This window comes from Solibacillus sp. iso_87, assembly GCF_056173085.1.
Genome location: NZ_CM149656.1, coordinates 174,161 through 190,799 on the forward strand (window position 1 = coordinate 174,161; position 16,639 = coordinate 190,799).

Genomic DNA, 16,639 nt, shown 5'->3' on the forward strand with positions numbered 1-16,639 from the left:
AAATGGAGGGATCTTTGTTGTTGCTTTCATTTGATGAGCAGCTCTTTCAACAGACGAACGGACAAACAGGGGAAAAGCTAGAGCAAGCTTTGGAAGAAAAGTTTCTATTTGCAAAACAAACTGCGATTTGGGGCGCACCTATACAAAGCAATGAATTTTTGTTGGAGCAGGAGCGTGCAGAGAAATTTTGCTTTCAGTTAATCAAAAGCTATTGGGGAAGATTAGATTTATTTTTTTATGATTCAGTTAACGAGACGAATACAGTGAATGAAAAAATGGAGCAGTTTTTTGCCAAGCAGCAAAACAGAAAAGCGCTATTTTCATTTTTACATACACAGGGAGAAGTGGCATTTGACCAGCTGATTGAATATATTTTTTCAAAGCCAGTCCCTGTATCTCATATACAAACAGAACTTAAGAAAATTTATGTGTACAAAGTGAACAATCATTTTTTTGTGCAACCGATTTATAGTGCGAACGAAAAGTACTGGGAAATTATTGGTGCGAAAAAGATTTATTCACTGTTTTTACAAGTTCCTTTAATGAAGGTTGTGAGACCTGTTGAATTAATGAGGCATTTTAAAGCATTGCTTACCGGACAATTGACGGCGAATCGGATAGCGACAATCATTCATAAGCTTGTACAGAAGATTGATTATGAAAACCCGAAATCGGATGAAGTAAAGCAGCTGCATCTATTAAATGTCCGCACGCATTTTACGAGCGGGCGACGCCATATGCTAAAGCTTCGAAAATGCATTCAGGTATTACTGGAAAATTGGTCAAAAGGAAAGTTTGCATTGAATACGAAAGAGCAAACATTGCTTGGCTATATGTTGTTTCAGGAGGCGGTTTATAAAAGAGATTATCGGAGTATTTTACTGCAAGGAATGTATTTAATTGAGGAAGAGCGGATAAATAATCATGCGATCGAACTTGTTGTTGAATATGCGGATGTGTTGAGCAGCATGAACCCGCAGCCCGATACACTTGTGAAAGATTACCGGGAAAACTACTTGGAGCATGTCTTTTATGAACTGATTAATAGTGTTGTAAAAGAGGAGCAGTTTGAGCTTGGGATAGAGCTGTTGAAGAATTATGAGCTTGCGTCATGTGCAGCCATATTTCAGCTCCTTCATGCCGACGAAACGGAAACGATTCTGCATATGATCGAGGCAACTGTTCAACGCGATATTGCTCAATTTGTTGATGGTTCGCCACAAAATATCCGGGAATCAATCATTATTTGGCAACAGCAATATTTAAATAAAAACAGCGATTATAATCGTATAGCTGAAATGACATCTCAACATATATGTAATTTGTTGAAAATATTATTTTGGGCTGAAGAAGACCTGCTAGTGGAGAAACTGTTAGCGGTCTATAAGAAATATTTGCTCATACCGCATCATTTCCAATATTTGCGCCAGTTTATTGAGCGCCGTGTTGTACTATGTTAATAATGAAAAGGTGAAGCAATGCCGTTGCATGCTTCACCCTTTGTTTTATTGTAATACGCCATCGTTTGTTAGCTGTTCAATTTGTTCTTTTGTATAGCCGTAAGCAGTTAAAATTTCCTCGGTATGTTCACCTATTTTTGCCCCGACATGTTTGTAAGTCGGTTCAACACCGCTTATTTTCAAGGCTGTTCCAATATGGCGCTGCGAGGATCCGTCCGTTTTCTGAACATCTACAAGCATATTCCGTGCTTTTATTTGCGGGTGTTCGCAAGCTTCGTCAAATGTAAGTACCGGCTCTACACATCCATGGAAATCTTCATTGAAAATTTCAAGCCATTGATCAAATGTTTTCGAGCAAAACGCATCGGTAACTGCTTCTTTAAACCGTTGCTGTGTATAGTAGGAGTCATTAAATGTGCTGTCGATCAGTTCCGGAATGCCAAGCGCTTCACATAGTAGTTTGCGGAATTGTGGCTCCAGGCTGCCGACTGAAAAGTAACGACCGTCTTTCGTACGGTAGTAATCATAAAATGTTCCGCCATTTAAAATTTCCTCTTCCGGCTGAGGTGGACGGCCGCTTCCGAGATATTGCGTCCCATATAAAGCATTCATCGAAAACATCGCATCGGTCATCGAAACATCTATAAATTTCCCTTCACCGGTTTTTTCACGGTGAAGAGCAGCAGCTAAAATTCCGATAGCAGCGTGCATCGTCCCGCCTGCAATATCCGCAATTTGAATACCCATTGCAACAGGCTTTTTATCCTTCAAACGGGAATGATGGAGCACACCGCCAATCGATAAATAGTTATTATCATGGCCTGGCCGCGTTGCATATGGCCCGGTTTGCCCATAGCCTGTAATTGCACAGTAAATGAGGCGCGGGTTGTATTCACGCAGTGTTTCATAGTCGATTCCTAGGCGCTTCATCACACCAGGACGGAACCCTTCAATGACAATGTCGTAATCTTGGATAAGCTTTTTAATAATTTCAATGCTCTCCGCAGACTTTAAATTGAGCTGCAAAGATTTTTTTGAACGGTTTAAATGCTGATGGAAGTAAGATTCCTTGTTCTCATCATACGGCGGCATAATACGCATTAAATCAACACGACGCTCTGATTCCACATGAATTACATCTGCCCCGAGATCCGCAAACATCATTGACGCAAGCGGTCCAGGTAATAGAGAAGAAAAGTCCAAAACTTTTAACCCATTTAAAATAGTCATACCCATCCCCCTTAAGTGTTGAACAGTTGTTGTTGAATTATTAAATGATAATTTAGGAAAGTAGAAAACCTTTGCCTGAAAGTAGAAAGTATTGGTGACAAAGTGGAAAGTTCTGAGTGAAAAGTAGAACCAACCCAAAATGAGAGCTTTAAAAAGAAAAGAAAATGCCAACACTTTCAATAAAATATAAATATAAGAAAAAGAGACCCCTTATTTTCTAATTCTCTATTATCTATTATATTTTAAATACTCTGAAAATTATAGTGCGAAAATAAGCAAATTGTGCAGAAATATAGGATAAACAGACAGAGATAGTTTATTTTCTATTTTTTTTAAAAGGGTATCTATATTGAGGAATAAAATGGTATATTAGTGAATATTAACTAAGTATAGAAACCCTATTAAAGATTAGAAAATTTTTAGCTAGGGTAAAGTATGGATGGTTGGCTATTTATTTATAGAACGATTTTGCTTTATGACATTCAAGTCGGAGCAGGGCCGTTCCTTTTTTTTGTCCAAATTTAGAAATCCAGAATTAAAATGAAAAACTGCATAAATTTCATACAGTTTTGCGCACCGTTAGCCGATATAAATAATAGAAGTTTTTACTAGATTGAACATGTTACGACATTTCAAAAGGGAGGGATTTTCTAACATGGACTCGAAAAAAGCACAAAAACTTTCAAAGGCAGCGGTCGCAACGGTTTTGGCGACAAGTGGTGTGCTAGTCGCAATGCCCCACCAGGCAAATGCCTATTCTTTCAGTGATTTAAATCCAAATGCGGATTATTATGAGCCGATTATTGATTTAGCCAACCGTAAAATTGCAACAGGCTATTCAAACGGTACATTTAAACCGAATGCAGCAATTACTCGTGAAGATGCCGCAAAAATGCTGGCACTGACGATTGATGTAAATATAACTAATCCAAAAAACCCCGGCTTTAAAGACGTGACGGTAAATAACCCAAACTACCGTTACATCGCCGCATTGGCAGAGGCGGGTGTCATTAATGGCTATTCAGATAAAACCTTTAAACCCAAAGAGCCGATTACACGCGGACAGATGGCGAAAATTTTAACGCTTGGCTTCAAGTTTGGTATTTCCACAAAACTTAACCACGGTTTCAAAGACGTTACAAATAAAAATGCCAATGCTTATTTTATACAGACACTTTATGACCTGAATATAACAAAAGGTAAAACACCTGTTTCATTTGATCCTTTTAATACCGTAACACGCGGACAGATGGCGACATTTATTTGGCGTTCAGAAAAAGCGGACCGCGGCAATCCTGTCTACACAGTCGGGGATATTGTAGGAAATCAAATATACATAAACGGTGTCGCGTACACGGTGGCATCCCATTTACGCAGTATCATTAATGCGGGAAATCAAAATGTATTAAAAGGTGCTTACATCGAGGGAAGTTATTCAGGAAAGACCCTTCAAAATATTTCGAAGCTGACGATCAATGCGAGCGGTAGTTCTTCGCGTTTACTGGCGCTTGATGGGGGCTATTCTTCGTTTGCAGGGGAACTTGTCGTTCATGGAAGCTATGTGCGCTTCAAAAATATTAATTTTACCGGACGTGTAGAAGTTGCGGAAGCACCGCGACGTTCACTTGGCGCATTGGAAAATGTGCGTATTGCAAGTATAGGAAACTTCGCATCGTTTATCGATTGGGGAACACCTACAGATCCGGAAAATGAAGATTTCCTCAACCCTAGTGAAAACGAGAATTTACAGAACAAGCCGGACCCGACAAAGCCTGAGCACCTGCAAAAATACACAGAACGTATGGCAAACGTAAAGAAGTACGTGGACTTTGAAAACGCGGATATTCGTCATTTGTATGTAACTGCTGACCGTACATTTTTAAAGGCCAACTATGATATCGACCGCCTTACAGTACAAGGAAATGTAGCAAATGTGGAACTGTATGCAAGCCCGAACGCGATGTATATCGATACGGACTATAATGTTTCTATTTATGGCGTTCATGATATTCAATACATGTATAAAAACACGTTGAAAAATGTGTACCTGAATACAGACAGCACATATGATTATTATTACATTACATCAAGCAACGGCTTTACGAATCTTGGTACACATGCCTATATTTCTAAAGCGATCATCCCAAACAATAAAACTGTAAATGATGTGTTTGACGATTATAAAACGGATGATCCGAACATTGGGTATGTAGAGGATGAAAACGGAAAAGCGGTTGATCGTGATCCGGTGGAAAATACCATTGTTACCGATGTTACGTCCCCAACCATTACACAACTGGATGTGGCAGCAGGCGGATCGACAGCCGATGTGACATTAACAGCGGATGAAGATGGAACGTACTACTATGTTATTAAAAAAACAGATGAAAAAGCGCCAACAATTAGCGAGATTAAAACTGGCGGTACTAAATACAACGGCAATGGGCCAATCAAAATGGACGAGCCTGTGAAATTTACGGTATCCGGTCTGGAAACGATGACGGACTATGTCATTTATGCGATTGTTATTGATGATGCGGACAATGTATCGGAGAAGGAAGAACAGGAGTTCTCGACAATCGATAACCGACCACCGACATTCCGCCTCGATAAAGGCGAAACGATGTACGGCGGAAAGCGTGTACAATTTGTCATTAAGGGAATTACCGAGCCGGGTGAATACTACTACTATATTCGCGAAAAATCACCCGTTACGATGCCGGACCCGACTGTTGATGAAATTATGAAGCGCTATACAGGAAAAGGGACTATTACAAAACCTGATGATATCGTCATTACCGAAACTAAATATGGTGCAACTCCGGCAATCGGCGATATCAAGCCAAGTACAGAGTATGAAATTTATGCGGTGATGGTCGACAAATCGGGCAATAAAATGCGCAACCCTGCGCCAAAGATTACGTTGAAGACAGAAGCACCGGATACGACTTATCCGTATGTTATTAATTCAGAATTAATGCCTGCAAGTTCATCTAATTTAAATGAAGGTTATTTTTACATTTCAGTCAGTGAAGAGTTAGATAAAGCAAGTGCTGAAAATGTTAATAATTATGTATTATCAGGAACCGGCATTGTCAATCTTACAGGTCAAAAGGAAATCAAACCTAGTGAAGTAGTTTACTCTAATAAACGTATTCGTATTAAAATTCCTTCTGTTACAGCGTTAGTAAATGGGGATACCATTCGTGCGACGATATTACCAGGAGTAAAAGACTTAGCGGAGAATGAATTTGAAAGTGCACTAACAGCTCCAGGAGGAAATCCGCCACGTAACTATGCGGTTTATAACCATACTGATGCGTTAGCGCCAAAATTAAAGATCGATAAAGTTGAGGCTTCACCAACAGACAACAAATTTTTAATTGATGTAACGACTAATAAAGCTGGTACTTACTATTACATGATATTAGAGAAGGGATATTTTGATAAAAATTCTAATATTACACCACGCGATTTTGTAGATGAGTTTGATTCTGAAACAGTTACAGGGGCATTTCAGTCAAACGGCTTAAATGATTATTTAGCTAAAGGTTCAGGGTCGGCAGAAGTAGGAAAAATTAAGTTGCCGCCTATTTCAAGACCAAGTGGAGTTAGTGAATTTAAAGATTACTCCATTTATATTTTGCTGAAGGATCGTTCTGGAAAAATCTCAGTATGGGATCAAAAAACATTAATTACTGATACGAAGCCACCTTTAACTTCGAATTATAAAATTCAAGCACCAGTGACAGGTAATGATAGTTATAAAAATAAAACAGCTTTAATAACATTTAATGCAGATGAAAGCGGTACAATTCATGTTGCTGCTATTCCAAAATATAAGAAGGATTTACCGCCAAATAACAACAATTATATTTGGAATAAAGACTCTTCGGGAGAAAGTTATTTCAATACGGGTAATGGCAACCTAAATACGACACGTAGAGATATAAATATTATTGATGATATTAACACGTATAATAATGCTGCACGTTTGCAGTACTTTAAAGATTTTGGAATAAAAGCAGGAAAATATATTTCGAAAGAATATGAGGTTGGGAACCCTACAGTAACAATTGAAAATCTCGACCCTCATATGGAATACAACTTTTTAATCGGTGTGGAAGATGCATACGGAAACTTTACTGTTCGAAAAGTAGATGAGGACAAACCGTTAACTTCTTCAGATCAACCAAATGGTGAACTAATTGTTGAGAATTTTTATACAGATGGTGTGAAGCCACATATTATCGATTCAACTCGAAATGATGCGGTGAAACCAATAGACCAAGCATACGTTTTAACGGAAAATGAAGCTTTAATTTATAGAGAAAAGTTAAATTCGAGTGATGCTGACCAATTGAAATTTACCATTACATTCAATGAAACAATAATGCGCCAAAATACGGTAAATAATTTTAATAAGAGTAGTTTAAATGCTTCCAACTGGAAAGGAATTTTAAATATTACGGGAGACGGCGTATCGGAAGAAAATTTTGATTTTGTTTCTTATACTGAAGGTACTCCAGCTACAACAAATCAATCTACATTAGTAATTAAAGCAAAAGATGTTACAACAGCTAATAAAACAATAACTGTTTCAATGGAAGACTCAGTTGATGTATATGATTATAAAGGACATAATCGATTCGATATTTCCAAGATTGGTAAGTATATTTACCCGACTGAAGCACTGGCAGTTAATATTAAAGAAATCACGAACTATGGAAACTACTTTGTTCGAATTAGAGTGGAGTCTAGTATACCAGTGAAGCATGGTCAACGCTTCTACTATGCAGTTATGAATAGTAATGCATCTACACCTCCAACCTTTGAAGATGCAAGAGGAGCAGCGCAAGGTGGAATAAAAATAACAGGTATGACTATAGCTGGAACAAATATTATGGACGAAGCCCGTGACGGAAGCAGAATCTGGGATTTAACTTTACCATCCAATGCGACAAATGTATTTGGTGGTGGACAAAAAATCTACTTCTTTACTGTTGATAATTTCGGTAATATAATTCAGGCGAAAAATTCAGACAGTACTGCAAATCATGTTGTAATTCCATCCTATGTGACTACTCCAGCACCAAAACCTATTGAGGATTAACCTATATTTTCTTATTAATTACACTAATTCCAAACCAATCCTACAAAGCGAAAGCTGTGTGGGTTTGGTTTTTTATTTATGGAAACGAAAACCCCCTGCTATGCGGGGGGTTCTAAAAAGCTTTTAGCTATGGACAAAAAAAATACTCCAGTCGTACAATAAAATCAGGTCTGGTCAACCGATTACGTACGAAAGGAGCTCCAATATTGGATAATAAAAGTTTAGCACATACAACATGGAATTGTAAGTATCACATTGTGTTTGCGCCAAAATACAGAAGAAGAATAATCTACGGAAAAATAAAAGCGGACATCGGTAAAATATTACGTCAACTGTGTGAAAGAAAAGGCGTAGAAATCATTGAAGCTACAGCTTGTCCTGATCATATACATATGTTAGTGAGTATTCCACCGAAGCTTAGTGTATCTGCGTTTGTAGGGTATCTCAAAGGGAAAAGCAGTTTAATGATATTCGATCGACATGCAAATTTGAAATATAAATATGGAAACCGAAAATTTTGGTGTCGAGGATATTATGTGGATACAGTAGGGCGAAACCGAAAAGTCATTCAGGAATATATAAAAAATCAATTGCAGGAAGATATCCTAGAGGATCAAATGACGATGAAAGAATTCATTGACCCATTCACAGGGGAAGAATTAAATCGAAGAAAAAAATAAGTACACCGCTTTAGCGGTAGTCGGAAAAGTAGTGCGGTTGGCAGACCTTTCAGAGCGTCTTTAGACGTGGGCCAGTACCCCAGCGTTTCACGCGCAGAGAAAACCACCAGTTCAACTGGTGGTTTTTATTTTTGTATTTATTCTTAAGTGCAGGTTACCTAATTTTTAAAGTTGGTTGCTCTTCATTATAAAGTAATGCATCTTTTTAACCTTCTTCATACCTTTTTCATAAAATATATAGCGATTAAATTATGAAAAAGGGATATTGGAGTGAAGTTTATTTAAATAGTGACAGTTAGGTGATGGTTGTTGTTTGATTTTGTTGAAGCTTTTGAATTACAGATGTAAAAAAGAAATAGAGGATTCATTTATATGAATGTTTTTTGAATGTCTTAAATTCTCTTAAATAAGAGCGTTCTGGTTCAACGTAGAGAGCGTTACTGGGGAAACATTGTCATCGTTCTAATGGTAACATTGCAGGGGAGTTTACGGCATAGCCATTGTTCAGATAAATCCTATGGGAATTTTCAGGCTTTAATTAAATAATTAAAAAGTTTTTTTTTAACTTTCGATTCCTACCACTTATGCTCAGCCCTGTAGTACAAAGGCTCAACCCGTTTAAACTCATAGTTAACTCATTCCTAAAAGACAATTTAGTACGCTCGGGTTAAATGCCGTTAATGTAAAGTTTGGAAACAGTGGGCGCTTTACCTCCTTATTAAAAAATTGAATTCATATTATTGCAGTAAGCTAAAAATAGGAGGAGTATAACATCATGAACAGAAACTTAATGCTTTCGCTTGTAGGGAAAGTTGTAAAAATCGACAGAGGTGGACCAGAGTCACGCGTTGGTATGCTAATGGCAGTAGAAGGGGATTATTTTGTATTATTCACGAAAGATGACGGTGTTGTTTACTATAAAATGCAACACGTAAAAAGTATTACACTTCATGCTAAAGGCGGCCTCGACAAAGGCTTCGAGGTACAGGAAAATGTGGAATACTACCAAGGAGACGAATTCAAGTCCGTCATTAAGAATTTTAGACATAGTTGGGTAAAGGTAAACCGCGGCGGCCCAGAATCACTGGAAGGAATTTTAAATGAAGTTGAAGATGATTACGTAACGATTTTCTCTAAAGAAGAAATCATCCAACTTTCAATGTTCCATATCCGAAATATCAGCTTCGGTACAAAAGAAGAGGAAAATGAAGAACAAAACCAGGAAGCTCAAAGCAATACAACTACGAATATGAATACAAAATCTTCCGGAAACAGAAGAAAATAATCAGCTCTTATCCATAAACCAGTTAATTGGCTCAAATTCCAAAAGAAGGAGGTGAAATGGTGCTCATTTTATTTATAATCCTCTACTTCTCAATAGTGGGAGGTTTATTTTATAAATTCTATATTTCAACTCCAATTGAACAAAATCTGGTTAACGGGTCAGTAATCGAACCAATAATGGAAGTAGAAGGGGAATTACATGAACCAGTAAAACCGAAATTTATTAGTAATGAGGCGGCGGATATTAATGTGGGATAGCTCGCTCATCATGATGCTTATTATCTTTACATTCACGATAGTCTTTATGCTTTGGAGACCTATGAATGTTAATGAAACGGTCCCAACAACTGTCGGCGCGGCAATTGTGTTAATTCTGGGTATCGTGTCGTGGACTGACATTCTCGACATTATGGATATCGTCAGTGGACCTTCACTTACGATCCTTTCGACCATTATGATGACGATTGTTTTGGAAAGTATCGGCTTTTTCAAGTGGATTGCGGTCAATATTGTCATAAGGTCAAAAGGGTCAGGTATTAGGCTTTATATTTATACAAATTTGCTCTGCTTTTTGATGACAATGCTGTTTAATAATGATGGCAGTATTTTGATTACTACGCCAATCATCATTCGTATCGTCCAACTACTCAAATTTAAACCGCATCAAATGTATCCGTACTTAATTTCAGGTGCTCTTATTGCTACAGCTGCGAGTGCCCCCATTGCAGTGAGTAATATTTCGAACTTGATAGCACTGAAAATAGTTGGGCTCACATTAAATGATTATGTACTCATGATGTTTATTCCATCCATGATTGGTATTTTTGTTATTGCCTGGCTGCTTTTTTTATATTTCAAAAAAGATATACCAAAATTTCCCCCTATAATTCCCTTTAAACGTGCACACCTTCAATCGACTCATTTATATACTCATCCTCTTGATCCGGCAGGCAATCCGGAAGATATCGACTGGAAGATGTTCAAAGTATGCTTACTCATTATTATAACAACTCGAATTGCGTTTTTTGCCCTCACGCCTTTTGGTATCTCGCTTGAATTTATCGGATTATTCGGTGCTGCCATCCTCATTATTTATCGATGGATTCGTATCCGCATTGGAATTAAAGATGTGATAAGAAATACACCATGGCAAATATTTTTATTTGCTTTTAACATGTATGTCCTTGTTTATGGGCTCAAAAATGTCGGTTTAAATGACTTCATTGTAACTTCATTGAGAGAGATCATAGCTCAGGATGCGTTACAAGCAACAATTATTATGGGAATGCTGACTACTGTGCTTTCGAATTTAGTAAATAATTTACCGGCTGTCATGTTTAGTACAATGGCAATTGTTGATATGGAACTGGAACCTCTTATTGTACAGATTGCATATCTTGCCAGTGTAATCGGGAGCGATATAGGGGCGCTGTTAACACCAATCGGTACACTTGCCACATTAATTTGGATGTTTGAACTTAAAAAGTTTGGTGTGAAAATGACATGGAAGAGATATTTGAAAGTCACATTCCTCGTCATTCCAATTGGATTGTTTGTCAGTTTATTTAGTTTATATTTATGGATTATGTTGTTTGTTCAGTAGATAGGAGGAAGCAATTTGTATCACATATGGCAAGGAGATCAGAAAGAATATGTCACAGTCAGTTTAATAGGAGATCAGCTTTTCAAAGGGATTATTTTCGATAGCGGCAGCGACATTATTGTATTATTTAACGGTGAAAATTTTATTTATATCCCCGTAAGCCATATTGAATATATTGCAGTCGATACACCAGATACTGAATTTGAAGGACCTACCAATTCTCCGATTATTTCCTTGGATGATGACAAAAAGAATTTAACATTCGACAGCATCTTGAAAGAGGCAAAGGGAATTTACCAGGAAATTTGCATTATCAACAAAAAGTACTTATATGGCACGGTTTTAGAAGTGATGGATGATTATCTTGTGTTCTATTCTCCTGTTAATAAAAAGATTTATATTCCAATAAAACATATAAAATGGCTTATTCCATATCCATCTAACGAGCGGCCATATGGTTTATCCGAGGCGGAATTCAGCTGGAAACAAGCTGAAGCGGAATTTGAAGTGAATTTTGAACAGCAGCTGGCGGTACTATTGAATAAGCTGATCGTGTTAAATATGGGGGAGAAAATTCATCACACCGGCAAAGTGAAAAGTATTAATGGCAAGATGCTCGAGCTGAAAACAGCGAAAGAGAAACGAACGTATATAAATATTGAACATATTCAAACAATACATTGCGTATAGGCAACGCTGTAATAAGCGGCGTTATGTAATGCCTATAGTTTTTACATGTACAGAAGCTTATATCGAAATTTGGCGTGGCAAGCTTAAAATAACAGAGCGGGGTTATAAGTAACGGAGACACAATTCAATTTGAATTAGTGTCTTTTTTGTTGTGGTGTTTTGGTGTTGTATTGTATGAATCCCCTCTAAACATTATACAAAATTAAAAGGTTTTAAGAGGAATTGTACAAGGATTGGAATTTGATATTAGGACAATAAAGTTGGAAAAGTTACGTATTAATTAGGATTGAAAGCAAGGGGTGAAGGGTAAATGTTTTGAGGGAAAGTAAAAAACTTAAAAATTTAAATAATTAAAGATTATACAAATTTAAATTTAATGTATAATGTTTAATGAAAGCTATTAATTTACATATATGAGGAAAAACAAATGTCATTTTAATAATTAATAGGGGAGCGTAAATATGAAGAAAAGTCATTGTTATTGGAGCTGATGTAGCGGGGATGGTACTGCTTAACGAAAAAAATTTTGTTGACCGGGAACGGTTAGAGGAAATTAGAGTTTAAATAAAAGGCAAACAGAGGGGGGACAATATGTCCGGTAAGAAAAAAGTGGTTGTAATAGGCGGAGGACTTGGCGGTTTATCTGCAGCAATTTCACTCCAGCAAAAAGGGTACGATGTTGACATATATGAACAGAACAATCATCTAGGCGGAAAATTGAACCGTTTAGAGCAGGATGGTTTCGGTTTTGATTTAGGGCCATCGATTCTAACGATGCCTCATATATTCGAAACTTTATTTAAGCAAAGCGGAAAACAAATGAGTGATTATGTACCAATTCAGCGATTGAGCCATCAGTGGCGCTCATTTTTCCCGGACGGTAATACACTTGATCTATATGAGAATCTACACGATATGGAAAACTTGAATCCATTTCTAACGAAAAAAGATATAAAGCAATACAATAAATTACTAGAATATTCCAAGGGTTTATACGAGATAACGGAGCAAGGTTATTTTAATCAAGGGTTAGATAATATAAAAGAAGTGCTCCAATTTCACGGTGCGTTTCAATCATTGAGGAAATTTGATTTATCTTCTACAATGTTCGATGCGATTGATAAAAGAATTAAGAACCCGCAATTCCGGGATATGCTGAGTTATATTGTAAAATATGTTGGATCTTCCGCCTATCATGCACCGGCAGTTCTTAATATGATGATCTACATGCAGCATGCACAGGGGATCTGGTATGTGCCTGGAGGAATGCACAATTTAGCAAATGCTTTAGTGAAGTTGGCTGAAGAGATCGGTGTAACATTCCATCTTGGGAAAAAGATCGTGAAGCTGGATAAAAACAAGCGAGTTATTACGGCGGCCTATACAGATGGTGGGACGAAACTGACTGCTGATTACTTTGTTTCCAATATGGAAGTCATTCCGACATATAAACAATTAACTGAGGAAAAAGAAAGTTATACCGATAAATTAGATGAAAAATTCGAACCTGCAAGCTCAGGTCTTGTTTTACATTTAGGGGTCAAAAACAGCTACTCTCAACTGGCCCATCATAATTTCTTTTTCTCCAAAAATATGAAACGTCAAATGAATCTGATCTTTGAGAAGCATCAACTTCCGGATGATCCTGTCATTTATTTAGTAAATGTGAATAAAACAGATCCAAATCAAGCACTGCCTGGTCATGAGAACCTTAAAATCCTTCCGCATATTCCTCACCTTCAAGATAAGCCTCTAACTCGGCAGCAGTATACCGAGTTTGCGGAAAAGGTATTAATAAAGCTGGAAAATATGGGGTTGGACAACCTTAGAGAAAGTATTGTCACAAAGGATATGTGGACACCACATGATATTGAACGAACGTATTCTTCTGACCGCGGGGCAATTTACGGGACTGTATCCGATAAGAAAGTGAATAAAGGATTTAAACACCCTAAGCAAAGTGAACGCTATGACAATTTATATTTCGTCGGGGGAACTGTCAATCCGGGTGGCGGTATGCCAATGGTTACGCTTAGCGGGCAGCAGGTGGCTAAGAAACTGATTGAAAGAGATAGGAAGAAGTAAATAGTACTAGCTAAAACACAAATGCAAATGGAAGGAACATGATCAATGGAAACTTTGTATTTGATGGTGCAAATACTATCCCTACTCGGTTTATTATGTGGTGTGCTGATGTTTTGGTCTACAAGAAAACCGCCAGCAAAAGAGGGGAATCAACCATTACCTGCATTGTCGATTATCATACCAGCAAGAAATGAAGCGCTTCGTTTGCCCCCATTGCTTAAATCGCTTCAAGCGCAAACTTGGAAGCATTTTGAAATAATTGTAGTCGATGATGGTTCCTCTGATCATACTGCTGAAGTTGCATCGTCATACGGAGCGAAGGTTTTAAAATGTAAACAAGTAGGGGAGATGAGCCCGGGTAAATCCAATGCTTGTGCGTATGGGGCCCAATCTGCAAAAGGAGAATGGCTGCTATTTTTGGATGCGGATGTTCAGCTTGCTGCTGAAGACAGTCTTGAGCGTATTGTAAATAGTTTTAGCAAGCAAGAAGGAAAAGGAATATTATCCATTCAACCGTATCACCGGATTGTAAAACGATATGAAAATTTATCCGTAATATTTAATATTATTGTTCTGACAGGAATGAATGTATTTACAGTTTGGAAAGAAAAGTTTGCGACGGCAGGATCATTTGGACCATGTATTCTTTGTGATAAGGAGAGCTATATTACAACGGGAGGACATGAAGCTGCGGAAGAATCGATTATGGATGACTTTGCGCTGAGTGATGTTTTTATAGCAAAAGACTTACCGGTGACCAATTATGCAGGAAAAGGGATTATTAATATGCGTATGTATGAAGAGGGACCGAAGCAACTAATAGAAGGCTGGACAAAAAATCTGGCAACAGCTTCCCAATCTACTCATAAATTTGTCATGCTTCTCATTCAGCTTTGGATTTTTGGTGTCATTATGGCAGCATTGGCACCCTTTCTCACCTTTTTAACTCAATCTACTGTAGCGCTCTTCTGCAGTATTGTCGTCATTTTATTATACGGTGGGCATTTGTATTTTATTGCGAGAAGAGCGGGAAATTTCCATTTCATCGTTTTCTTGATCTATCCATTTTTTGTATTATTTTTTACAGCCATATTTTTGTACTCATTATACCGTACGCATGTTTTGCATTCGGTAATGTGGAGAGGCAGAAAAATTAAAGTTTAATAGGAGAGAGGTGTGACAGTTATTAATGCAATTTGGCTTCTCGTTGTTAACATAGTGGCATGGTTCGTTCTTCACTTTTCGATTTCAGCGCTCTGTTTCAAAATTCCTTTACGCTTTTTTCTGAAGGATGTTGTATTTTTCCGTATTGCAAAGTGGGAGGAGCACGGGAAGATCTGGAATCGGCTATTTTTAGTGAAGAAATGGAAAAAGCACTTAATTGATGGTTCTTCGATTGCAAAAAAAGTTACAATAAAAGCCATCTGCATGGTACGAAGCGGGAAGAACTGATCGTCTTTGCAGCTGAAACAAAGAGGGCAGAAATAACTCATTGGCTGCTCATTTTGCCTGCACCTCTATTTTTCCTGTGGAATCCTGTTTGGGCAGGCTGCATTAATATCGTTTATGCACTTTTCGCCAACATCCCATTTATTCTAACGCAACGTTATAACAGAGGACGAATTGAGAATATTTTAGGTTTATCTAATCGTGGTAGTTAGAGAAGTAAAACTATACATCAGCCGAACGCAATATAAGACGTATGGAAGTTCACTATGTTAAAATTTTATTGGAATAATGTATAAAGGAGACGATGAAATTGGGTCAGTCATTACAAGGTAAAGTAGCGGTTGTAACAGGTGCTGCACGCGGAATCGGTAAAGCGGTAGCAGTAGCATTAGCAAAAGAGGGTGTGAACGTAGGGATTATTGCACGTTCAGAAGAAGCATTACAGCAAGTGGCGAAAGAAATCGAAAGCCATGGTGTTAAAGCTGTCTATGCAGTGGCGGATGTTTCGAATTTAGAACAAGTACAGAACGCTGCTGCCCATCTAAAAGAAGAGTTGGGTTTAACGGATATTTTAGTTAACAATGCGGGCGTAGGTAAATTTGAAAAGCTCGTTGATATGGACCCGGCAGAATTTAAAGAAATTGTCGACATCAATGTAATGGGTACTTTTTATGTATCGCACACAATTGTACCGCAATTAATCGAAAAAAATGCAGGTGATGTCATTAATATTTCATCAACAAACGGTTTAAACGGCGCTGCAACATCAAGTGCATACAGTGCTTCTAAATTTGGTGTCATCGGCTTAACAGAGTCGCTTGCAGCAGAAGTGCGCCGCAACAATATCCGTGTAACAGCATTAGCGCCAAGTACAATCGCAACAGATTTGGCGGATGCACTGAACTTAGTGCCAGATGAAAAAAGAGATCAATATATGCACCCTGAAGATATTGCAGACTATATTATCGCGCAACTAAAGCTGAACAATCGCATGTATATTAAAAATGCAACATTAATGAATACAAATCCGTTCTAATAATAATGC

Annotated in this window: 13 protein-coding genes; 12 read left to right on the forward strand and 1 reads right to left on the reverse strand. The window is 37.7% G+C overall.

The genetic code is table 11. The features are described from left to right. Positions 1–17 precede the first annotated feature (17 nt). Positions 18–1,460 (forward strand): Fe-S-cluster redox enzyme, encoded by a 1,443-nt coding sequence (locus AC0VXV_RS00880; RefSeq protein WP_475529945.1) that lies wholly within the window; start codon positions 18–20, stop codon positions 1,458–1,460. A 45-nt stretch (positions 1,461–1,505) separates the two neighbouring features. On the opposite strand, the gene AC0VXV_RS00885 is transcribed toward AC0VXV_RS00880, so the two are convergent. After that, positions 1,506–2,690: a CaiB/BaiF CoA transferase family protein gene (locus tag AC0VXV_RS00885; RefSeq protein ID WP_475529946.1), complete on the reverse strand. Its 1,185-nt coding sequence runs from the start codon at positions 2,688–2,690 to the stop codon at positions 1,506–1,508. Positions 2,691–3,345: 655 nt separating this feature from the next. Here AC0VXV_RS00885 and AC0VXV_RS00890 point away from each other — a divergent pair. From AC0VXV_RS00890 to AC0VXV_RS00940, 11 genes are all read left to right on the forward strand, one after another. After that, the gene (locus tag AC0VXV_RS00890) at positions 3,346–7,803 is read left to right on the forward strand and encodes an S-layer homology domain-containing protein (protein WP_475529947.1); all 4,458 of its coding nucleotides are present in this window, start codon (positions 3,346–3,348) and stop codon (positions 7,801–7,803) included. A gap of 206 nt (positions 7,804–8,009) precedes the next feature. Next, positions 8,010–8,483 carry an IS200/IS605 family transposase gene (gene tnpA / locus AC0VXV_RS00895; RefSeq protein ID WP_475529517.1) on the forward strand — a complete coding sequence of 158 codons (474 nt, stop codon included), beginning with the start codon at positions 8,010–8,012 and terminating at the stop codon, positions 8,481–8,483. A gap of 775 nt (positions 8,484–9,258) precedes the next feature. Continuing rightward, positions 9,259–9,768, forward strand: a complete 510-nt coding sequence (locus tag AC0VXV_RS00900) for a hypothetical protein (protein ID WP_475529948.1) — start codon at positions 9,259–9,261, stop codon at positions 9,766–9,768. A 56-nt stretch (positions 9,769–9,824) separates the two neighbouring features. Next, positions 9,825–10,025, forward strand: coding sequence for a hypothetical protein (locus AC0VXV_RS00905; RefSeq protein WP_475529949.1), 201 nt, complete (start codon positions 9,825–9,827; stop codon positions 10,023–10,025). After that, positions 10,015–11,370, forward strand: a complete 1,356-nt coding sequence (locus tag AC0VXV_RS00910) for an arsenic transporter (protein WP_475529950.1) — start codon at positions 10,015–10,017, stop codon at positions 11,368–11,370. The genes AC0VXV_RS00905 and AC0VXV_RS00910 overlap by 11 nt, the downstream gene beginning before the upstream one ends. 15 nt (positions 11,371–11,385) lie before the next feature. After that, positions 11,386–12,060, forward strand: coding sequence for a hypothetical protein (locus tag AC0VXV_RS00915; RefSeq protein ID WP_475529951.1), 675 nt, complete (start codon positions 11,386–11,388; stop codon positions 12,058–12,060). 591 nt (positions 12,061–12,651) lie between these two features. Beyond that, positions 12,652–14,145, forward strand: a complete 1,494-nt coding sequence (locus AC0VXV_RS00920) for a phytoene desaturase family protein (RefSeq protein ID WP_475529952.1) — start codon at positions 12,652–12,654, stop codon at positions 14,143–14,145. 45 nt (positions 14,146–14,190) lie between these two features. Continuing rightward, positions 14,191–15,309, forward strand: coding sequence for a glycosyltransferase family 2 protein (locus AC0VXV_RS00925; RefSeq protein WP_475529953.1), 1,119 nt, complete (start codon positions 14,191–14,193; stop codon positions 15,307–15,309). 12 nt (positions 15,310–15,321) lie between these two features. Continuing rightward, on the forward strand, positions 15,322–15,597 hold the full coding sequence (locus AC0VXV_RS00930; RefSeq protein WP_475529954.1) for a hypothetical protein: 276 nt from the start codon (positions 15,322–15,324) through the stop codon (positions 15,595–15,597). Continuing rightward, a complete protein-coding gene (locus AC0VXV_RS00935) occupies positions 15,597–15,806 on the forward strand; it encodes a glycosyl-4,4'-diaponeurosporenoate acyltransferase CrtO family protein (RefSeq protein ID WP_475531377.1) in 210 nt (69 codons plus the stop codon). Before AC0VXV_RS00930 ends, AC0VXV_RS00935 begins: the two co-directional genes overlap by 1 nt. Positions 15,807–15,904: 98 nt before the next feature. Next, complete coding sequence (locus AC0VXV_RS00940; protein WP_475529955.1) at positions 15,905–16,630, forward strand: 3-ketoacyl-ACP reductase; 726 nt, start codon at positions 15,905–15,907, stop codon at positions 16,628–16,630. Positions 16,631–16,639 lie beyond the last annotated feature (9 nt).

Excerpts from the sequence above, each read along its gene's own strand:
- AC0VXV_RS00885 (WP_475529946.1), bottom strand. The coding sequence starts at position 2,690 with ATGACTATTTTAAATGGGTTAAAAGTTTTGGACTTTTCTTCTCTATTA.
- AC0VXV_RS00890 (WP_475529947.1), top strand. The coding sequence starts at position 3,346 with ATGGACTCGAAAAAAGCACAAAAACTTTCAAAGGCAGCGGTCGCAACG.
- AC0VXV_RS00900 (WP_475529948.1), top strand. The coding sequence starts at position 9,259 with ATGAACAGAAACTTAATGCTTTCGCTTGTAGGGAAAGTTGTAAAAATC.
- AC0VXV_RS00905 (WP_475529949.1), top strand. The coding sequence starts at position 9,825 with ATGGTGCTCATTTTATTTATAATCCTCTACTTCTCAATAGTGGGAGGT.
- AC0VXV_RS00910 (WP_475529950.1), top strand. The coding sequence starts at position 10,015 with ATGTGGGATAGCTCGCTCATCATGATGCTTATTATCTTTACATTCACG.
- AC0VXV_RS00920 (WP_475529952.1), top strand. The coding sequence starts at position 12,652 with ATGTCCGGTAAGAAAAAAGTGGTTGTAATAGGCGGAGGACTTGGCGGT.
- AC0VXV_RS00925 (WP_475529953.1), top strand. The coding sequence starts at position 14,191 with ATGGAAACTTTGTATTTGATGGTGCAAATACTATCCCTACTCGGTTTA.